We start from the raw sequence: 18,882 nt of genomic DNA on the forward strand, positions 1-18,882 counted from the left end.
TTTTCAGAGTGACGGCTGCGTTCAGGGCGCACTCATTGTCGCCGGTTACCCTTTGGCTTGTTATGGCATGACGGGTAGCTGGAGCACGATCTGAAAGCTCCATGCGGTCCTGTCCTGTCCACAAACACGCCCACCTTGCAGACCGGGCAGCGTTCTTCGTTGATGATCGCTCCTGACATTCCGGTCACCTCCACGGCGTCTTCCTGGACCAGTTCATCCAGGAATGACGAACGCTTCCCTTGCAGGGTAAAGATGGCAACTGATCTCCGCGCACGCGTCAGCGCGACGTAGAACAGGCGCCGCTCTTCACTCAGTGGATAGGTATCGCCCTCCGGCATCGCCAGGGAAAGCACCGGATCGTCGGACCGCAGGCTCGGGAAGCCGCGGTTGACCATTCCCGGCAGGATCACGTAGTCCGCCTCGCGCCCTTTCGACCGGTGGATCGTCAGGAACTCAACGTCCATCGTGCTGCCGAAGGCCGTCTTCCAATCCGGAGGCATCGCGCTACGGTCCGCGCGGTAACGCCCCAGAATGAAGACCGAGACGCGGCCGTTGCGCCCCTGCGGCACTGTGCCTGACAGCAACTGCTGATGCAGCTTGGCCAGATACTGCCGGACCCCATCCTGCACCTCGTCACGCCGGGTCATCTGGAACGCCTGCAGCACCGGGCCCATTGCCGGCGCAGCAGAACGAACTTCTTTGGCGATCTGGGCCGGATTGCAGCTGATGAAGCGGCTGGAAACATCGCAGAGTGCTTGAGGGCAGCGGAACGTCTGCTCCAGCTTCAGCACCTGGCCATGCCCCATCCACTCGCGGAATCCGGTCATCACCGAAACGTCGGCACCGGCGAAGCGATTGATCGACTGCCAGTCATCGCCCACCGCAAACAGATAGCGGTCCGATTGGCTGACCAACGCGCGGCAGAGGCGTGCGCGGGCACGTGAGGCATCCTGGAATTCGTCCGCCATCACCAGTTCGTAGGGTGATTCATATCGGCCCTGTTCCAGCAGTCCGGCCGCCATGTTGAGCATGTCCTCGAAGTCGATGCTGCGCTCGTCCGTCAATGCATTGTCCCAGGCCTGGAAAACAGGGCTGGCGATCTCCAGGAATCGCCGGTGCCGCTCCTTGAACTGGTCTTCGGGCATCTGTCGCAGGCGCTCGGCCATATCGTCCAGCGTCAGGCAGTTGCTTTTGGCATGGGCAATGAAGGTACGCATCAATCCGATCAGGTCCGCATCCGGCATCGGCTTGGCGCCCCGATCAGGCAGCTCGCGGTCGGGGTTCGGGTCGAGTTCGACATCAGACGCGGCAAGCCTTTCCGCAAGGTCCTGCAGGGCATGTCCACTGCGCAGGCCAAATGAAGTCGTCTCGACCAAGGCGGTGCCGCGCGCCACGTGTTGCTGGCGCTTCCAGTGCATCCCTTCGCTGTAGTTGGCAAAGTGCTTCGGCGGCTGGCCATCGGCATCCAGCGCAAAGTGCTCGTGATACAGCTGGGCGTCCGGGTAGTAGAAGTCCGGACGATACTGGCAGTGGGTGTCTGTCGCGATATCGAACTCGTAGCGTCGCTCGTAGTCGTACGCCACGCCGTTGTAGAACAGCCAATCGGCGATGACGCACTCTTCCAGACTCTTCACCCGCTCCCCCTGCAGGGTGCGGATGTATGGCGTTCCATCGTGATCGTAGCCGTCGGCCAGCATGTCGGCACCGAACGGCGGAAGGTCCCGGCCGAACACCAGGCGGAACATGTCCCACTGGGTGCGGAAGTGGGTCGACCGATCCTTCAGCTCGTCCACCAGTTCGGCCAGTTTGTTGAAGCCCTGGGCAGGGTCGGTGGCCCATTCCGGTATGTCGGGCTTGCGCCCCGTTGCCTTGGCGATGATGGCCAACCCCATCGCGTGGAAGGTTCGCGCCTCAACCACGGTATCGCCCATGCCGAGCCGGTCGAAGGATCGCTGCGCACGCTCTTCCAGCTCCTTCGCAGCGTCCTTGTTGAAGGCGAGCATCACGATCCGTTCGGGTTCGACAAAGCCGCGGTCGATGGCATACGCCGCCTTGGCGACCAGGGTGGAGGTCTTGCCGGAGCCGGCCGCGGCCACCACCTGCACCCGGTTGTCGAAGCAGATGACGGCGCGGGCCTGCTCCTCGGTCAGGGGCTTGCTCTCGACGCGGTCCAGGAAGTCCTTGGCCATCACCAGCTCACGCGCTGCCATGGTCGCGTTGGCCTCGGCCCAGACGGCGGGCCAATCCAGCTGCCAGTCGTGCAGGGCGTCCAGCGCCATGTGGTGGCCATGCGCTTGCAGGTCGTCGTGCACATCCTCATCGAGGAACAGCTGCTCCAGCTCGGCTGGCGACAGTGGCAGGGCGGGGCGGTTTGCCAGCAGCGCCTGCTGTTGCTCGTGGCTGATCCAGCGGCGTCCGGTGGTGCCCCGGTCGGTAAGCGCGTCTGCCTCGGCCAGCCACGACTGGATCCGCTCCAGGAGGGTCTCAAAGAGTGCCTTGCGCTCGCGTGTGGTGTGCGCAGAGCGCACGTGCTGCACGGCAGCCGCAAGCCGGGAGGCCTGGCCGTTGGGCAGTCCATCCACGGACAGCGTGTCGCCACCCTCGGTCTGCAGCGCAACCCTGGCCCAGAACACGCCAGGAATGACCTGCACGCGCTGCGGGTCATCCAGGTACAGCCAGTACTGACGGCCTTCAATCAAAAGCTCGACATGTTCACCATCAAGCCGCAATCGCCAGTCTGGCGAACGGGTCATACGCTGGCCCCAGCCCGAGGGGCGCCATTCCATAGACATCCAGATACTGCCCTGCAAGCGTCAATGGGGCTTGTCGAGCCCCCAAGCCCTCATGATAAGGGGCCTTGACGATGCTTGTGACCTTACCTGTGGCAGCGAATCACTCGTAGGCACGATCCTGCTTCGTCGGCGGTACTTCCACCGCCTCGCCACGCCGGATCAGCTCATCCATATCAATCGCCGATGCCGCCAGGGCATCCTGCGCATCGAAGTCCCACTTGTCCTTGTAGTCCCGCGCCAGCAGGTCGCAGACGGCCTTCGCGCGCTGGTAGGCGTCGTTCTTTTTCGAGTCTTCCTTCAGCGCATCGCGATGGATCTGGCATAGCGTGAGCTGGTGCGCATCCTCGGCGCGCTCGCGCTCCCAGGTGATGTCGGGCAGGCCCGAAAGTGCGGCGGCAAGCGCGAATGCGGTCATTGGCATGTCGGGTGTCCAGCGGCGGTGGGAGTCTGAGCGTATGCGACCAGTGGTGGCCCAGGGACGCTGCCGGCGGCCTCATTTCATGACATGTTCACCATTCGCTGCAGCATGGAGGGCGCCTCGCGGCCCTCCATCCCACGCATCCATCACGGTCTGCTGCGGACCTCTGCTCATGCGTTCACGTCCACAACAATCCGCCCGCGCACCTTGCCCGGAATGATCTTTTCGTACACGTCCAGTACGTCGGCAAGCCCAATGAGCTGCACCGTGCTTTTCAGCTTCTGCGGGTCCAGATCGGTAGCGAGGCGATCCCACGCACGCTGGCGCACGTCCTGCGGCGCGTTCACCGAGTCCACGCCTGCCAGGGTCACGTTGCGAAGGATGAAGGGCAGCACCGAGCCATGCAGTGCATCGCTCTGTGCCAGCCCACAGGCGGCCACCGCGCCCCGGTACTTCGTCTCGGCAATGGCATTGACGAGGGTGGGGCCGCCGGCCACATCCACCACGCCGGCCCAGCGCTCGGCACTCACTGGGCGGTCGCGCGGCTCTGAAAGCTGTGCGCGGTCGATGATCTCCGCCGCACCCAGGCTGTGCAGATAGTCGGCGTGCTCCGGGCGCCCGGTTGCGGCCACCACGCGATAGCCCAGCTTTGAAAGGATCGCCACCGCAATCGAGCCGACGCCACCGTTGGCGCCGGTTACCAGTACATCGCCCTTGTCAGGCGTCACGCCCGCATCTTCCAAGGCCAGTACGCACAGCATCGCGGTATAGCCTGCAGTGCCGATGGCCATGGCGTCGCGGGTGCTCAGGTTGCCGGGAATCCGGTTGAGCCATCCGCCACGCACGCGGGCGCGCTGGGCCAGGCCGCCGTGGTGGCCCATGCTGAGGTCCCAGCCGTTGAGCACCACGCGGTCACCCTGCTTGAAGCCGGCGTTGCTGGACTCCAGCACTACGCCCGCCAGGTCGATGCCCGGAATCAACGGGAAGGTGCGGATGACCGGGCGCGAGTGGGTGAGCGCCAGCGCGTCCTTGTAGTTCAGCGTCGAGTACTCGACCTGCACCAGCACGTCGCCGTCCATCAGGTTGGCCTCGTCGAAATCAACCAGCTCCGTGGAAACGCCGTCGCTGGTTTTACGGGTCAGCAGTGCCTTGAAACTCATGGTGGGGCCTTACGTTCAGTGGATGACCCCATGCTAGGCTCGCACCACTATCGCAACAAGAACGACGATTTTTCGTAGGTACTATGGTTTTCCGGAGTATGCATGCGTAGCAGGCGGTGGGATGGCAAAAGCGGTTGCGCGGTGGAAGTCACGCTTTCAGTCATGGGCGGCGTGTGGAAGCCGATCATTCTTTTTCACCTGATGACGGGCAAGCGGCGTTTCATGGAGCTGACGCGGCGGGTGCCCAACGCCACCCAGTCCATGCTGACCAGCCAGCTGCGCGAACTGGAGGCCGACGGGGTGGTGATCCGCCATGTCTATCCCGAGGTGCCGCCCAAGGTGGAATACGAGCTCTCCGAGTTCGGGCGCACGCTGGTGCCGGTGCTGCTGGCCATGCGCGAGTGGGGTGAAACCTATCGCGGGTCCAGGGGCGCGGACGGCGATAGCGAAGGTTGAGGGGCGTTGCGCCCCCCCACCGCTACGCGCGCGCATTCCGAATGCGTTCGCGCTGGGTAATGAATCAGGCAGGCTGCACTTTCCGGCCCTGGACCACACGTGCGGCCAGCAGCGCCAGGGTGACCAGCCCGGAGGCGATGGCCAACCACAGTTTCAGCAGGGAATTGTCGGCTTCCCCAGCTGCCATGGCCACCGACGGATCCTTGGCGTTGTAGCGGATATCAATCTCTTCCGCCTCGTCAGTTGCCCGCATCCGATTGCCGAGATCGTTGGAAACCGGAATCTTCTCCACGCGCGATTCGCCGTCGTCGGTCTCGAATTCGACCTGTAGAACGAAGTTGCTCTTCCTTCCCCGTTTCTCATCCCATTGGACCTCGGTCACCAGGCCGACCGCATCGCGACCTTCCGCGCCGTGGGTGACGGAATGGCGGCGATGGTCGTTGTAGGCGGCAATCGATAGTGCGACGGCGACGCCTGCGGCAATGAGGATGTTGCGCCAGGAGGCGAGGTTCATGGTGGGATTCCGAATCCGTTGGGGCCGGCGACTATAGTCACCACGTCGCGGGTATCGCATCGAAACCTGGCGATGCGGCAAGTTTCTGGTGATCCAATCGTGCCCTCTGATTCACCGCGAGGCCGCTGCATGTAAGCGTTTCTGAGGTGCATCCAAGGTGACCAGGAAGAGTTCTGACTGAAAATGGGGTTCGGGTTGTTTGCGACTTTCAGCGCGACCGACTTGGTTCTGCTGCGTCGCATTTGGCTAGAAATTCTGCCTGGGAAGAACGCGCCCTCGGTAATGAGGCGCTGACCAAGTGCACCGTTCGATGGGTAAGCCGCCATCCCGTGACGTAACCAACGTAAGAGCATGTCAGCGCGGAATCTTCCTACTTTTCTGCAGCGGATGGGTGCGGCAACCATGGCCACGCCGAGGCACTCGCCCTGGCCGGGATTGGCGTCCCGACCTTACGTAGTACAAGGCGTCGTACTTGCAACGAATGTTGCGATCACGACAATGCACCCTCTGTCAGTTCATGGCGGATGGTGCGTGGGGGTCCTAGGGCCCGTCGGCTTTCGTACTACGTATCCGGCACGCCAACCCGCACCGTCCGCCACCTTGCATCTGCGGCGCGCTGCTGGGCGCCGCCGTGCGCGATCTTTCCACTGCCTTGGCCGAAACGCCGGAGGACGCGCTCCGCGAATCCGCCGAGTTCGCCACGCCATCGGCATTCCTTGCACACCTGAAAGGCCACGGCAGGAACCTGCGCGCCGATGGCGAGGCCTGGAGTGAAATGTGCTTGAGCCCCGGCCGTGCTTTCGACATTGCCCCTGCGACCCGCAGCGCTTCGGGTATCACGGCGTTGACCGCTGTACTGCACGCCGCGCATGTCGCGCGGGAGAATGATGATCCCGCATGCTGCCCCTCCGCAGCGGTGATCGAGGGCCTGTTCAACGCCTGCCAGGTACTGTCGCTGCAGGTGGAACGCTGCCTCGTTCCATAGGGGGCTGCGACGCGGTTCCTGTTTCGTTGACGCCCGGCTTCCTAAAGTGGCCCCGGAACCCTGCAACGGAATGCCCATGCACGTGATGTCCCCCGGCCGCTGCCTGGCGTTTGCACTTGCTGTCGCGCTCAGTGCCGGCGCCTGTGCGCGGCCGCCGTCCACCGATCAAGAAAGGAATCCTGCCATGTCCGGCGCACCCCAGACCGGCCGTACCCTCAACGGCCACATCTATACCGATGCGCCCGTGGACGCGAAGCTGGGGCCGAATCTATTCCGCATTCCTGCCAGTTATCTGGACAGCCAGATTGCGCCGTGGCCGGGCGAAGGCGTGACGCTGGTCATCGAGTGGCCGGACATGACGCCGACGCCGCCAGGAGCACGGGCAGCGCCACGTACCAATGATTTCCGCAAGGAAATCGCTGTGGCTATCGACTACATCGATCGCGCGCCAATCGAAACATCATTGGAGCGATTGTCTTCCAACCGGGCATCCACCGAGGAAGGATCGGTGGAGCGAGGGGATCCTCGGGATCGGCTCGATCTGCGGATTGCGAGGCCCGACGTCATGGGCCTGACGCCTTACGCCATCGATGAAACGAAGATGGACATTTTCTCGAAGGAATACCAAGCGCGCTATGGGAAGCCGCCCACCCGCAATCCTGCCTATGAAGATGACTGGTACATCGCGCGCGCTCCCAATGGCAGCCTGACCACATTCATCAAATGCGAAAGCCCGGCGTTCCGGGGGAATGGCGTTCTCTTGCAGGGTGATCAGGTCATCAGTGAGCAAGGGCAGGTCGCGGCGGGTTGCTTCCACTACTTCTCGGATGTGGAGAACAAGCTTTCCATCTCGCTGAACTACAAGCGGGCCTTCCTGGCTGACTGGAAGCGGATGGAAGATGCGGTGCGGGATGTTCTCACACGCTCCCGAGTCCGCTGATGAGCGCATTCAGAAGCAGGCAATGGGCGGATTGACGCAAGAGAATCTCAAAATTCTGGCTAGCTATGCCAAGGCCGGAAACCGCGAGTTGTATTGGAACCATCTGTCGCAGCTGCCGGATGCGGATGGCTATGGGACGCTTGCGCTGGGTGTTGTTCGCAACGACAGCCTGCCAGGCCGGGTTGCAAACAGCTACGCACAGGACTATGCCCGACATCAGGAGGGCAAGGACTCCGGCTTTCCCGACGCGCAGCTGAGCGAGCGCCAATGGGAGATGTTTGGGCAGACGCTTTTGCGCCAGGACCTGGAGCGACGCCTGTACTGGATGGAGCAGGGGCGTCCGGACCTGGCGCTGAATCTTCCCGGCAAGGATGTGATGCTGGCACACGACCGTGCGTTTGAACGGCATGAACTTGATCCCAACTGCTGGCCCCCCCGCGTGTTGCTGGAGGCGGCCGAGCAGAGGAGCGGCCCCGAGAAGCTGGAACAGATCTGGACCAACATGCTCAACAATGACTACGCTGGTGGCCCGCGCGTGGGCAACACCAGTGTCGATGCCATCAGCCAGATGGGATGGGCAAAGGGCGGGCAGTACCTGACCCGGTTGAGCGTGTTGGAGGCCACCCAGGCGCTGGAAGGACGCTCAGCGGTCGATCCGAACGTCATCGGTGGCAACAGCTACTACGCGATGTACTTCGAGGCGGATGGGAAGTGGGCCAGCGTCAGTGCGGGCGGCGGCCACTTGGCGCTGCGCGAGATCACCGATCCCGCCCGTATCGACGAACTCAATGACGCACGCGAGGTTCGTCTGGAGCGGCAGGAACGACGTACCCAGTTCCACCCGGACGACCCGTATCGGACGATTACTCGCAGTCCACTTACCGCAGCAGTGGACGGTCTTCCGGAATCCGCGCAGGCGCTGGCCCGCCTGGCCGACATCGGCCCGGGGCATCGCGAGTACGCATTGATGCAGCAGGTGCGCGAAGGCGTGGCTGCGATCGATGCCAGCGCCGGGCGTACCCATGATGAGAACAGCGAGCGCCTGGTGGCGAGTGTCATGGCATTGGCGTGCCACAACCAGCTCGAACGTGCTGACCACGTGCTGCTCAGCGCACAGGCCGCCGATAGCCCTGCGGGCCGCAACGTGTTCGTTGTGCAGGGTGCGTTGAACGATCCCGTCCACTTGCGCGTTTCGATGCCTACCGACGTGGCGGTGCAGACGCCGGTTGCGCAGTCGCTGCAGCAGATCGAGGTGGTCAATCTGGATCGCCAGCAGGCCGCCGTGCAGCGCCAGCAGGATATCGAGGTGCAGGTGCGTGACAATCCTGCGATGCGGATGGGCTGACCGCCCCAGCGGATGAGCCGAGCGCGGGCTCGGGGTTCTAGCGGGCGCGGCTTGCCGGGTCGGTATAGGGGGTGCCCGCCAGGGCTACCAGCACCCCAGTGCCGCCACGCACGATCAGCTGCAGCATGGCTTCGCGCGGCTCCTCACCTTGCCGTTGGCTGGCCAGGCCCTTCTCGTAGGCGGCCACCATCGATGCCAGCAACATGGCCGCGCCCAAGCGTGCCTCGGCGTCATGTATGGGGCGGCCGGCAGCGTCGGCCATCAATCGCGCCAGATCGTCGGTCAGTTGTGCCTGCAGCCGTCGTGCGTGCGCCACCAGCACCGGGCTGTCGGCCACGGTTGCCCAGAAGGCCGCCGCACCGTCATTGATCCGCAGCAGGGGATGCCCGCTGTCCAGCAGCTCCCGCACCAGCGACTGGAATGCGGCCAGCGGGGTCATGCCGCGACGTACCGCCATGCCCTCGCGCAGCAGCGCGCGCGCTTCCTCATCGCGGTCGAATACCAGGTCTTCCTTGCTGGCGAAGTAGTTGAACACCGTTTTGCGCGAGACCCCGGCGGCTTCAGCGATCTCGGACATCGACACGGCCTCGAAGCCCCGCGCAATGATCAGCCCGGTGGCGACATCTGAAATTGCCTGCCGGGTCTCGGCCTTGCGCTGCTCGCGGCGGCCTGGGGGAGGGGTCATCAGCGGTTCACTTGTGGAAACGTACACCGAGTGTAACATTGGGAATGCCAGAGCGCCGCTGCGGCGCTCACGAGGAATCCTCATGCTGTACGACGTCGTCATTGCCGGGGCGGGCCCGGTGGGCCTGTTCCTGTCCTGCGAACTGGCCCAGGCCGGCTGTTCGGTCATGGTGCTGGAGCAGGCTGAGTCGGCCGATTCACCCCTGAAGCGCCTGCCGTTCGGCCTGCGTGGCTTGAATGCGCCCACCCTGGAAGCGCTGGACCGGCGCGGCCTGCTGGACGCGGTCGCCGCCACCCAGGTACTGAAGCCGGACAAGGGCGCACCGCCGCCTGGCACCGCCCATTGGCTGGCCCAGCCACGACCGCTGGGCGGCCACTTTGCGGGCATCCCGTTCGCGCTGGACGCTGTGGACAGTGCGCGCTGGGGCTGGCGACTGCCAACGCCGGTCGCCACCCAGATGGCGGTTGAGCTGCAGGCGCTGGAAGCCGTGCTGACCGAGCGCGCGACTGCGCTGGGCGTGCGCATCGCGCGCGGCAGCGCCGTGCAGGCGGTGCACGTTGCGGAAACGGAGGTTGCCGTCGAAACCGGCGATGCGACGGTTCGCGGCCGCTGGCTGGTCGGTTGTGATGGTGGCCGCAGCACGGTGCGCAAGCGGTGCGGTTTCAGCTTCGTCGGCACCGATCCGGAATTCACGGGGCACTCGTTGCAGGTCGAGCTCGAAGACCCGACGGTGCTGACGCCAGGTCGGCAGTACACCGATCAGGGCATGTGCAATTTCAATCCGCCGGGTGTGCTGGCGCTGGCTGACTTCGATGGCGGAGCGGGTCATCGCACGCCTCTCGACCTGGAGGCCGCGCAGGCATTGTTGCGGCGCGTGACCGGCCGCGATGCAACGATCACCGCGCTGCATCTGCACAGTACCTGGACCGACGGTGCGCGCCAGGCCACCACCTATCGCAACGAACGTGTGCTGCTGGCGGGTGATGCCGCGCACGTGCATTCACCACTGGGCGGGCAGGGGCTCAATCTTGGCATCGGTGATGCGATGAATCTTGGCTGGAAGCTGGCCGCCGTGCTGCGCGGTGACGCCGACGCGGCATTGCTCGACAGCTATGGCGCCGAGCGTCACCCGATCGGTGCGCGGGTACTGGACTGGTCGCGCGCGCAGGTGGCGTTGATGCGGCCGGGCGCAGGCTCGCGTGCACTGGCGTCGGTCATCGCCGATCTGGCCGATACCGATGATGGTGCCACCTACCTGGCTGAGCGGGTCTGGGGTGTTTCGCAGCGCGTGGATCTGGGGACAGGCCATCCCCTGATCGGCCGTAGCGTGCCCGACTTCGCGCTGACGGATGGTCGTCGCATGGGGGAGCTGCTGCGTGCCGGGCAGAGCGTGCTGCTGGTGTTCGATGCCGGCGGCACCATCCGCCAGAGGGCTGAAGGGGAGATGCATCGGCTCACCTGTATCGCCTCACCGGTGCACGATGCGCTTGGGCTGGCGGCGGTACTGGTACGCCCCGACGGCATCGTGGCCTGGGCCTGCGATGCCGGTGGAGACGAGGCAGGGCTGGATGCCGCACTGCAACGCTGGGTCGGTGCGGCCGGAGGTGCCTGATCGCACGATGGGGGCGCAGCCGCCACGGGCTGCGCCACCCGCGCTCAGAGGTCCTTCTTCTTGCCGCTCAGGTCGATCGGTTTGTCACTGCCCTTGCGCTCGGTCGACCACACTTCAATGCTCTTGTTGCAGCGGCTTTCACGGGCTGCGACCTCGCGTGGCAGATCCTTCAGCAAGGGCGACTCCTGGCAGGCCTGATGCATGGCGCTGTCGTCATAGGTCGCACAGGCGCTGAGCGACGCCAGGGCAACGGCAACAAGGGAGGCGCGGAGTGGGGGCTGCAGGTTCATGGGGCTCTCGGGTGATGCCGGGATGGCCATGGAATTCAAATCCGTGACACAGGGCATGCGCAATCCGACCAATCGCACTTGTTATTTTGTAACATTTAAGCGATGGTGCTGCCCCTGCTGGGTCAGGCGATGCAGATCACCAGTACCGTGCACAGCACCAGCATCAGCACGAACACGCGCCGGCTCAGCGCCAGGCAGGCCAGATAGGCCGCGAGCGCCCACGCCGCCAGCAGTGCGCAGGCGACCATCCATAGCCCGATACCCATCATCGAACCGGCTGCCAATGCTGACAGCGCGATGGCCTTGAACAGGGCCACTCCCAACACGCTGCCCAGGATGCCGGCCTGCAAGGCGATGGCGTCATGGCGGGAGGGGGCGCGGTGGTGGTGCATTGCGGTTCCGGTGCGGTGCGAGATCGCGGCGTTGGCTGCACTGTGCCGAAATGCAGATCCACGAAATGTGTTCATCGCCCGCCGGGTGTGCGGTCAAGCCCGCTCAGTCGAATTCGCCTTCGGCCGATTCCAGTCGTTGCCGGTACGCCGCGCGATGCAGGTACAGGCGCTGGCATTCGGCGGATCGGTGGATGCGGCTGGCCGGTTCGTTGGCCACCGAGTCGCACATGCGGGCGATGTGGTTGCTGGCTGCCAGTTCGGTCACGAAGAACACAGCGGTGATGCCGATACCGAGCAGAACCACATACAGCAGGCGGCTGAGCCAGCGAGAGAGCGTGCGCTCGAAGTGCTGCTGGATGGTCAGGTCGAAACGGATGATGCTGAGGACGATCCAGGTGATCGCGACCAGGAAGCAGAGCGTGGGCAGCAGGCCGCGCCAGAGGCCTGCCTCGTATACCGATTCGCTGTAGTGGACGGCGGCACCGGCACCGGCAATGGCGATCGCAAGTGCCCAGTTGCGGCCCAGCGAAAGCAGGTCGTCGAGCAGTTTTTCTCGGTTCTTGGTCGGTGCTGCTGCCACGTCGATTCCCCCTGCATGCTGCGATCAGCAGCGGGCTGCTGCCGATCGTGCAGATGGTGGGCCATCGCTGTGGCGAAGAGAAGCCCGCCGCTCAGGGCGCGCCAGTGCGCGCGCTGATCCAGCGCTTGTAGTGTCGGGTCCGGCATGTGGCCGCTGCCTGTGCCAACAGCAGTGCCCATGCCGGCCATACGCCAGGCGCAGTGGGCCGGCGTCTGCTCAATCGCCCCAACTGGTACTTCACCGCTGCCATGTGCGCGCTGGCGGCCAGCGGCTTGCTGCGCCAGTCGATGCTGCGCAGTGTCGGCACCTGGTCGCGGCCGTGTTGCCAGTGCTGCGGTAGATCCGGTTCGATCGCCAGCGCGGTGGCGATGCCGACCATGGCCACGCCGCTGTCCAGCACCTGCTCGGCCACGGCGCGGCGGCGGATGCCGCCGGTGACCATCAGCGGCATTGTGGCCACCGTAGCGATTTCACGTGCGAATTCGAGGAAGTACGCCTCGCGGGCCAGGCTGCGTTCGTCGCGTGAAGCGCCGGTCATCGCCGGCGCTTCATAGCTGCCACCGGACAGTTCGACCAGGTCCACGCCGAGGGGGGCCAGCATCTCCACCACCGCACGCGCGTCCTCGGGCGAGAAACCGCCGCGCTGGAAGTCGGCGGAATTGAGCTTCACCGCTACTGCGAAGGTCGGCGATACCGCGGCACGCACACCCCGCACGATCTCCAGCAGCAGGCGTGCTCGGTTGTGCAGGCTGCCACCCCAGCGATCGTCGCGTCGGTTCGACAGCGGCGACAGGAATTGGCTGAGCAGATAGCCATGCGCGGCGTGGATCTCCACACCGCTGAAACCGGCGCGCTCGGCCAGCTCGGCGCTGCGGATGAAGCGTGCGATCACGGATGCGATGTCGTCCTCGGTCATCGCCTTCGGAGGAGCGAACTGCCTGGAAAGTGCGCCCATCTCCAACGCCACGGCCGATGGCGCCAGCGCCGGTTGGCCGAGGGCGGCCGGCATCTGCCGCCCGGGATGGTTGACCTGCATCCATATCTGCGCGCCGCGCGAACGTGCCGTGTCCGCCCAGGCGCTGAAGCGGTCGAGGTGACGATCATCTTCCAGCACCACGCCGCCCGCGCCGGTCATGGCGCGGCCGTCGACCATCACGTTGCCGGTGATGATCAGGCCGGCGCCGCCGTCGGCCCAGCGCTGGTACAGCTGCAGCAGCGCAGTGGAGGGTGCGTGGTCGGCGTCGGCCATGTTTTCTTCCATCGCCGCCTTGGCGATGCGGTTGCGGATGACGGCACCGGAGGGCAGTGCCAGGGGGGAGTACAGCGACATCGGACAGCTCCAGGACAGGGGAATGGCGCTACGCTAACCTTCAAGTTCGCTTGAAGGTCAACGGGTTCCGATGTCCAGGATTCATGCATATGAAGATCGGTGAGCTGGCTCGGCGCACGGGCCTGGCCGCGTCGCGCATCCGCTTCTACGAGGACGCCGGACTGCTGGTGGTGCAGCGCCAGGCCAATGGCTACCGCGACTACCCGGAGCAGGCGGTGCTGCTGCTGGAGCTGGTCACCGGCGCGCAGCGCGCAGGCTTCAGCCTGGAAGAGATCCGTGCCCTGCTGCCGCCGGGCATGGGCCAGTGGCAGCACGACGCACTGATCACGATGCTGCAGCAGAAGGTGGCCGACATCGAGGCGCTGCAGCTGCGGCTGTCCGAGAGTCATGCCCATCTTCTGGCGCTTATCGAGGACATCCAGGCGCGGCCGGAGGGTATCGATTGCGCAGCCAATTCGCGACGGGTGCTGGACCGCGTGCAGCGCGGTGAGCTGGCGCGGCCGGCCTTGGCGGCCGGCGATGTGGCGATGCTGCGCCCGGGGCGTCGCCGTCGCACCGGCGACGGCTGACGACGGCGGGCTGTATTCAGTGGCTGCTGGCGGCGGCCTTGCGCTTCTTGTCCAGCACCACTGCCACGCACCACAGCAGCAGGCCGCCGATCGCCGTCGCCGCACCCACGTAGCCGGTGCTGGCCGGGCTGAAGCCGGCACTGATCGCCATGCCACCCAGCCACGGGCCCAGCGCGTTGGCGGTGTTGAAGGCGGCATGGTTGGAGGCTGCCGCCAGCGTCTGTGCCTCGCCGGCCACATCCATCAGGCGGGTCTGCAGCACGGCGGCCAGCGCGCCCATGGTGCCGACGGTGATGATCATCGGGCCGATGGTCCACACCGACTGCGCTGCCAGTGGATAAAGCAGCAGCATCACGATCGACCACAGCAGGACCACCGCGGCGGCCTTGAAGTGGAACTTGTCCACCAGCCAGCCACCGGCGATGTTGCCGATGATCGCGCCGATGCCGAACACACCCACCGCCAGCGGCATCCATGATTCGGCGACGCCGGTGACCTGCACCAGGGTGGGTGCCAGATAGGTGAACACACAGAACATGCCGGCGAAACCGACCGCGCCGATGGCCAGTGCCAGCCAGACCTGCGTGGTGTTGAAGGCGCGCAGCTCGCGCATCGGCGAGGTGCGCACTTCGTCCGGGTCCGGCAGCAGGAAGCGCGCGATCATCGCCACGGTGGCAATGGCCAGTACGCTGACCAGGGCAAAGGCGGTGCGCCAGCTCAGCTGCTGGCCCAGCCAGGTGGTCAACGGGTTGCCGACCAGGATCGCGATCGACAGGCCGAGCAGGACACGCGACATCGCCTGGCCGCGCTGGCCGGCCGGGCTGATCGCCGCAGCGACCAGCATCGCCACGCCGAAGTAGGCGCCGTGCGGCAGGCCGGCAACGAAACGGGCCAGCAGCATCGTGCCGTAGTTCGGTGCCAGCGCACTGGCCAGATTGCCGACGGCATAGAAGCCCATCAGGGCCAGCAGCAGCTTGCGGCGCGGGAAGCTGGCGCCGACGAAGGCGAGGATTGGTGCGCCCACCACGACGCCGATGGCATAGGCGCTGATCAGGTGGCCGACCTGGGTTTCAGAGATCGACAGGCCGCGGCTGATTTCCAGCATCAGGCCCATGCTGGCGAACTCGCTGGTGCCGATGGCGAAGCCGCCCAGTGACAGGGCGAGGATGATCAGGGTGCGCTGACGGGGCGTCAGCCGCGCAGCCAGGGAAGAGTTGGGGCTCATGCGGGGGCGCGATGGGGGCGGGGAGCCCGCCATTGTACTGCTGCACCGCAGCAGGAGCAGCCACGCCGGGGTAAATCAGCGTTTGATCGGTGGCGATGCTGCCTCTGGCGCTGCGCCAGCTCAGACACCGAGCGCCGCCCGTGCATGGGCATATTTGTGCCGCAGTCGATTGGCAGTGGCTTCATCCAGTGCCGCCAGCCGCCGCGGGTCGGCGTTGTCGGCCAGATCGGCCAGCTTCACCTTCAGTGCGAGCGCATGGGCAGCGATGCGAGCGTAGTAAGTGTCTTCGTCTGGCGCCGCATCCCGGTTGAGCAGCTGCACCGCGGCGCGCAGCGGGGCTGGGAATGCCGCGATCCGGTGGGCGAACTGCGGACAGTCTTCGGCCACGTCATGCAGCCAGGCCACGACTTCGGCGTCATCGTCACCGCGTACCGCGGCGGCCACCCGGCTGACATGGCCGATGTAGGGAAGGCCGGCCTTGTCGGTCTGGCCCGCGTGGGCCTGCGTGGCCAGCGCACGTGCTTGTGCTACCCGGTCCATTGCCATCTCCTGATCTACCGCAGCGTAGTTTCGCGCAATGGAGGCCCGGATGTGCATGCGCCAACGACATGCCTGCAGGCATGATGCTGGGGCAGGGGTGCGGCGCTGTTCGAGCAAGGAGAATGTGGATGCAGGAATTCAGGCACGTACTGGAGTCGCGCGGACGCTATCAGCTGGTAGCGGTGTCCTACGCACCGGTGTACGCTCCGGGCGATGTGGTCGGCCATGCGGTCGTCGCCGACGATGGGGATCGTCTGACCGACCTGGTATCACTGGCCGAAGCGCGCCAACGCTTGCTGCACCTGGTGCGTGAAGAGGGCGAGGAGCCCGGGCTGGAGAACGAGAAACCCCTGCGGAAGAGGGCGTCGCGCTGGCGCCCCCGCTAGGCTGTCGCGCCGCGTGCGCATCATGGAGGATTCGGGTGTTGCCCAGTAAGAAGTATCTGCTCATCGCCATCATCACGCTGGCGGCCCTGCTGCTTGGTTTCGTATTTTCCGGTTACCTGACCCTGCTGTTGCTGGGGCTGGACACCAAGCTGTTCGCATGGAACACCTACTACCAGTACGTCCACGCCATCGGCCAGCCGCAGGTGGCACCCTTCGTGGGCAAGATCAAATGGGCCGGCTATGTGGGCTTCGGGTTGCCGCTGCTGGTGCTGCTGGTGACTGGTCTGGTACTGCTGCTGAAGAAGGACAAGCGCTCGCTGCATGGCGACGCGCGCTTCGCCACAGGCGCCGACCTGGCCAAGCACGGCATGTTCAAGAAGACCGGCCAGAGCATCGTGGTCGGCAGCCATGGCGGCAAGCTGGTGCGCCTGGATGGTCAGCAGTTCGTGATCCTGGCCGCGCCGACCCGCTCGGGCAAGGGTGTGGGCGTGGTCATCCCGAACCTGCTCGAGTACGGCGAGTCGCTGGTGGTGCTGGACATCAAGCAGGAGAACTTCGACCTGACCAGCGGCTGGCGCGCCAGCCAGGGCCAGGAAATCTACCTGTTCAATCCCTTTGCCGAGGATCGGCGTACGCATCGCTGGAACCCGCTCAGCTATGTCTCCGATGACCCGGCGTTCCGGGTGTCAGACCTGATGAGCATCGCGGCGATGCTGTATCCGGATGGCGCCGAGGACCAGAAATTCTGGGTCAGCCAGGCGCGCAACGCGTTCATGGCCTTCACCCTGTACCTGTTCGAGAACTGGGATGACGAGCGCAGCAGTGGCTTCCCCGGTGGCTCGGGCACGCCCACCCTGGGCGCGGTGTACCGGTTGTCCTCCGGTGACGGCACCGACCTGAAGAAGTACCTCAAGACCCTGTCGGAGCGGCCGTTCCTCAGCGCCAACGCGCGCTCGGCGTTCGCCAACATGCTGTCCCAGGCCGATGAGACCTTCGCCTCGATCCTGGGGACGTTCAAGGAACCGCTCAACCCCTGGATCAACCCGGTGCTGGACAAGGCCACCAGCAGCAACGACTTCCTGCTGACCGACGTACGCAAGAAGAAGATGACCATCTACATCGGCATCCAGCCGAACAAGCTGGCCGAGAGCCGGCTGATCATCAACCTTTTCTTCAGCCAGCTGATCAACCTCAACACCAAGGAACTGCCCAAGTCCAATCCGGACCTGAAGTACCAGTGCCTGTTGCTGATGGACGAATTCACCTCGATCGGCAAGGTCGAGATCATCGCTTCGGCGGTGTCCTACATGGCCGGTTACAACATCCGCCTGCTGCCGATCATCCAGAGCATGTCCCAGCTTGATGCGACCTATGGCCGGGAAGTCTCGCGCACGATCATCACCAATCACGCCCTGCAGATCCTGTACGCGCCGCGCGAGCAGCAGGATGCCAACGACTATTCGGACATGCTCGGCTACACCACGGTGCGCAAGAAGAACGTTACCCACGCCCGTGAGAAGACCCACAACTTCACCGAAGAACGGCGTGCGCTGATGCTGCCGCAGGAGCTGAAGGCAATGGGGCCGGAGATGGAGGTGTTCCTGTACGAGGGCATCCCGCACCCGGTGAAATGTGACAAGATCCGCTATTACAAGGACCGCTACTTCACCTCCAGGCTGCTGCCGAAGGTGGAAGTGCCGACACTCAATGTCTGAATTCACTTATGTAAAAGTGTGAGGTCGATTCACATTCAGTGACGTGAATTGGTGCGCTTCGTCAAAAAAACAACACGAACAGATGGATTTTCAGGTTTTCCTGACATGGAATTGACGCGTGGTTGTGCGACCCTGTGCTCGAGATCCAGAGATATGTGCTGGGTGTCAAGTTTCAGCAGCAGGGTGGCCAGGAGTTTGTGCCATGGAAACAAGGATGGTTTCGACGTTGGTAAGGGTGTGCAGGTGCGTGGCGGATGATGTCCGCCGCTGGGCCTGCGACCTGGTTGGCAGCCTCAGGGCTGCAGGGGAGCCGGGGCAGGTGTGCTGCATGCCAGCGCGTCTCCCCGATTCCGGTGTGCGCCACGCAGCACCGGACGGCCAGGGATCCAACGCTCGAAACTGCTTTTTCGTACGTCATAGTGAAGCCCGTATGAATCAGGCGTTTATCGCGAAAGTGTCCATCGTCGCAGTCGCGGCGTTGATGGTGGCAGGGTGTGCCACCAAGTCCGCCCCCGATTTCGGAGGGCGCTGGAAACCGGTCAACCGCTTCGCTGCGGCGACGACCGAGATCCCGCTGTATTCCAGTTACGTCTACCAGGCCTCGCCGATGGATGGCACGCTCAAAGCCATGCTCGAGCGGTGGGCCAAGGATTCCGGGCGCACGCTGGACTATCGCCTGAGCTCGGACTTCACCCTGTACGGGGCGGTTTCGAACATCGACACCACCAATGCCCAGCAGGCAGTGATCGATCTCACCGCGGCCTATGCGGCGCAAGGCATCTCCGTCTCCATCGTTGGCAATCAGATCGTTGTGCAGAGCGCTGGCTCGACGCCGACCGCGTCGGCACAGGGCACTGACGCCAGCAGCGGCACCTGAGTCCACCTCGAAATCATCGAACGTGCCGCTCCCCGCGCTTGTCGCAGGGGCGCCACGCCCATTGATGTTTC

20 protein-coding genes are annotated in these 18,882 nt (G+C 64.6%); 9 read left to right on the plus strand and 11 right to left on the minus strand.

Annotation, left to right across the window (positions count from 1 at the left end):
- Window positions 1–32: 32 nt before the first annotated feature.
- The 3 genes from ABH900_RS14925 to ABH900_RS14935 all read right to left on the minus strand — a co-directional run bounded on the left by ABH900_RS14925 (window position 33) and on the right by ABH900_RS14935 (window position 4,370).
- The gene (locus tag ABH900_RS14925; RefSeq protein WP_429623851.1) at window positions 33–2,786 is read right to left on the minus strand and encodes a UvrD-helicase domain-containing protein; all 2,754 of its coding nucleotides are present in this window, start codon (window positions 2,784–2,786) and stop codon (window positions 33–35) included.
- 106 nt (window positions 2,787–2,892) lie between these two features.
- Window positions 2,893–3,213, minus strand: coding sequence for a hypothetical protein (locus tag ABH900_RS14930; RefSeq protein WP_429623852.1), 321 nt, complete (start codon window positions 3,211–3,213; stop codon window positions 2,893–2,895).
- Between the two features lie 167 nt (window positions 3,214–3,380).
- Window positions 3,381–4,370 carry an MDR family oxidoreductase gene (locus ABH900_RS14935; protein ID WP_429623854.1) on the minus strand — a complete coding sequence of 330 codons (990 nt, stop codon included), beginning with the start codon at window positions 4,368–4,370 and terminating at the stop codon, window positions 3,381–3,383.
- Between the two features lie 102 nt (window positions 4,371–4,472).
- On the opposite strand from ABH900_RS14935, the gene ABH900_RS14940 reads away from it, so the two are divergent.
- Entirely contained in the window at window positions 4,473–4,826 is a 354-nt protein-coding gene (locus ABH900_RS14940; RefSeq protein WP_429623855.1) for a winged helix-turn-helix transcriptional regulator, read from the plus strand.
- A 64-nt stretch (window positions 4,827–4,890) separates the two neighbouring features.
- Here the strand turns inward: ABH900_RS14940 and ABH900_RS14945 are convergent, their stop codons facing one another.
- Complete coding sequence (locus ABH900_RS14945; RefSeq protein WP_429623857.1) at window positions 4,891–5,340, minus strand: hypothetical protein; 450 nt, start codon at window positions 5,338–5,340, stop codon at window positions 4,891–4,893.
- A gap of 631 nt (window positions 5,341–5,971) precedes the next feature.
- On the opposite strand from ABH900_RS14945, the gene ABH900_RS14950 reads away from it, so the two are divergent.
- From ABH900_RS14950 to ABH900_RS14960, 3 genes are all read left to right on the plus strand, one after another.
- Window positions 5,972–6,325, plus strand: coding sequence for a hypothetical protein (locus tag ABH900_RS14950; RefSeq protein WP_429623858.1), 354 nt, complete (start codon window positions 5,972–5,974; stop codon window positions 6,323–6,325).
- Window positions 6,326–6,401: 76 nt separating this feature from the next.
- Window positions 6,402–7,265, plus strand: coding sequence for a Smlt3025 familytype IV secretion system inhibitor (locus ABH900_RS14955; protein WP_429623859.1), 864 nt, complete (start codon window positions 6,402–6,404; stop codon window positions 7,263–7,265).
- Between the two features lie 22 nt (window positions 7,266–7,287).
- Window positions 7,288–8,610 (plus strand): Smlt3024 family type IV secretion system effector, encoded by a 1,323-nt coding sequence (locus ABH900_RS14960; RefSeq protein ID WP_429623960.1) that lies wholly within the window; start codon window positions 7,288–7,290, stop codon window positions 8,608–8,610.
- A gap of 37 nt (window positions 8,611–8,647) precedes the next feature.
- Here ABH900_RS14960 and ABH900_RS14965 read toward each other — a convergent pair whose 3' ends face one another.
- A complete protein-coding gene (locus ABH900_RS14965; protein ID WP_429623861.1) occupies window positions 8,648–9,295 on the minus strand; it encodes a TetR family transcriptional regulator in 648 nt (215 codons plus the stop codon).
- 82 nt (window positions 9,296–9,377) lie between these two features.
- Between ABH900_RS14965 and ABH900_RS14970 the strand changes: the two genes are divergently transcribed.
- Window positions 9,378–10,907 (plus strand): FAD-dependent monooxygenase, encoded by a 1,530-nt coding sequence (locus tag ABH900_RS14970; protein WP_429623862.1) that lies wholly within the window; start codon window positions 9,378–9,380, stop codon window positions 10,905–10,907.
- Between the two features lie 44 nt (window positions 10,908–10,951).
- Here the strand turns inward: ABH900_RS14970 and ABH900_RS14975 are convergent, their stop codons facing one another.
- The 4 genes from ABH900_RS14975 to ABH900_RS14990 all read right to left on the minus strand — a co-directional run bounded on the left by ABH900_RS14975 (window position 10,952) and on the right by ABH900_RS14990 (window position 13,499).
- Window positions 10,952–11,197, minus strand: coding sequence for a hypothetical protein (locus ABH900_RS14975; RefSeq protein WP_429623864.1), 246 nt, complete (start codon window positions 11,195–11,197; stop codon window positions 10,952–10,954).
- A gap of 122 nt (window positions 11,198–11,319) precedes the next feature.
- Window positions 11,320–11,589 carry a hypothetical protein gene (locus tag ABH900_RS14980; protein WP_429623865.1) on the minus strand — a complete coding sequence of 90 codons (270 nt, stop codon included), beginning with the start codon at window positions 11,587–11,589 and terminating at the stop codon, window positions 11,320–11,322.
- Between the two features lie 103 nt (window positions 11,590–11,692).
- A complete protein-coding gene (locus ABH900_RS14985) occupies window positions 11,693–12,169 on the minus strand; it encodes a hypothetical protein (RefSeq protein WP_429623867.1) in 477 nt (158 codons plus the stop codon).
- 91 nt (window positions 12,170–12,260) lie between these two features.
- Window positions 12,261–13,499: an NADH:flavin oxidoreductase/NADH oxidase family protein gene (locus tag ABH900_RS14990; RefSeq protein ID WP_429623868.1), complete on the minus strand. Its 1,239-nt coding sequence runs from the start codon at window positions 13,497–13,499 to the stop codon at window positions 12,261–12,263.
- An 89-nt stretch (window positions 13,500–13,588) separates the two neighbouring features.
- Between ABH900_RS14990 and ABH900_RS14995 the strand changes: the two genes are divergently transcribed.
- Complete coding sequence (locus ABH900_RS14995) at window positions 13,589–14,068, plus strand: MerR family transcriptional regulator (RefSeq protein WP_429623870.1); 480 nt, start codon at window positions 13,589–13,591, stop codon at window positions 14,066–14,068.
- Window positions 14,069–14,084: 16 nt separating this feature from the next.
- Here ABH900_RS14995 and ABH900_RS15000 read toward each other — a convergent pair whose 3' ends face one another.
- Entirely contained in the window at window positions 14,085–15,293 is a 1,209-nt protein-coding gene (locus ABH900_RS15000) for an MFS transporter (protein ID WP_429623872.1), read from the minus strand.
- Between the two features lie 120 nt (window positions 15,294–15,413).
- Complete coding sequence (locus ABH900_RS15005) at window positions 15,414–15,833, minus strand: phosphohydrolase (protein ID WP_429623874.1); 420 nt, start codon at window positions 15,831–15,833, stop codon at window positions 15,414–15,416.
- A gap of 128 nt (window positions 15,834–15,961) precedes the next feature.
- Here ABH900_RS15005 and ABH900_RS15010 point away from each other — a divergent pair, with 128 nt between their 5' ends.
- The 3 genes from ABH900_RS15010 to ABH900_RS15020 all read left to right on the plus strand — a co-directional run bounded on the left by ABH900_RS15010 (window position 15,962) and on the right by ABH900_RS15020 (window position 18,811).
- Window positions 15,962–16,219: a hypothetical protein gene (locus tag ABH900_RS15010; protein ID WP_429623875.1), complete on the plus strand. Its 258-nt coding sequence runs from the start codon at window positions 15,962–15,964 to the stop codon at window positions 16,217–16,219.
- Window positions 16,220–16,254: 35 nt separating this feature from the next.
- A complete protein-coding gene (locus ABH900_RS15015; protein ID WP_429623876.1) occupies window positions 16,255–17,934 on the plus strand; it encodes a type IV secretory system conjugative DNA transfer family protein in 1,680 nt (559 codons plus the stop codon).
- Window positions 17,935–18,364: 430 nt separating this feature from the next.
- Complete coding sequence (locus tag ABH900_RS15020) at window positions 18,365–18,811, plus strand: hypothetical protein (protein ID WP_429623878.1); 447 nt, start codon at window positions 18,365–18,367, stop codon at window positions 18,809–18,811.
- Window positions 18,812–18,882 lie beyond the last annotated feature (71 nt).

The organism is Stenotrophomonas sp. AN71 (assembly GCF_050435725.1).
Classification (GTDB): Bacteria; Pseudomonadota; Gammaproteobacteria; order Xanthomonadales; family Xanthomonadaceae; genus Stenotrophomonas.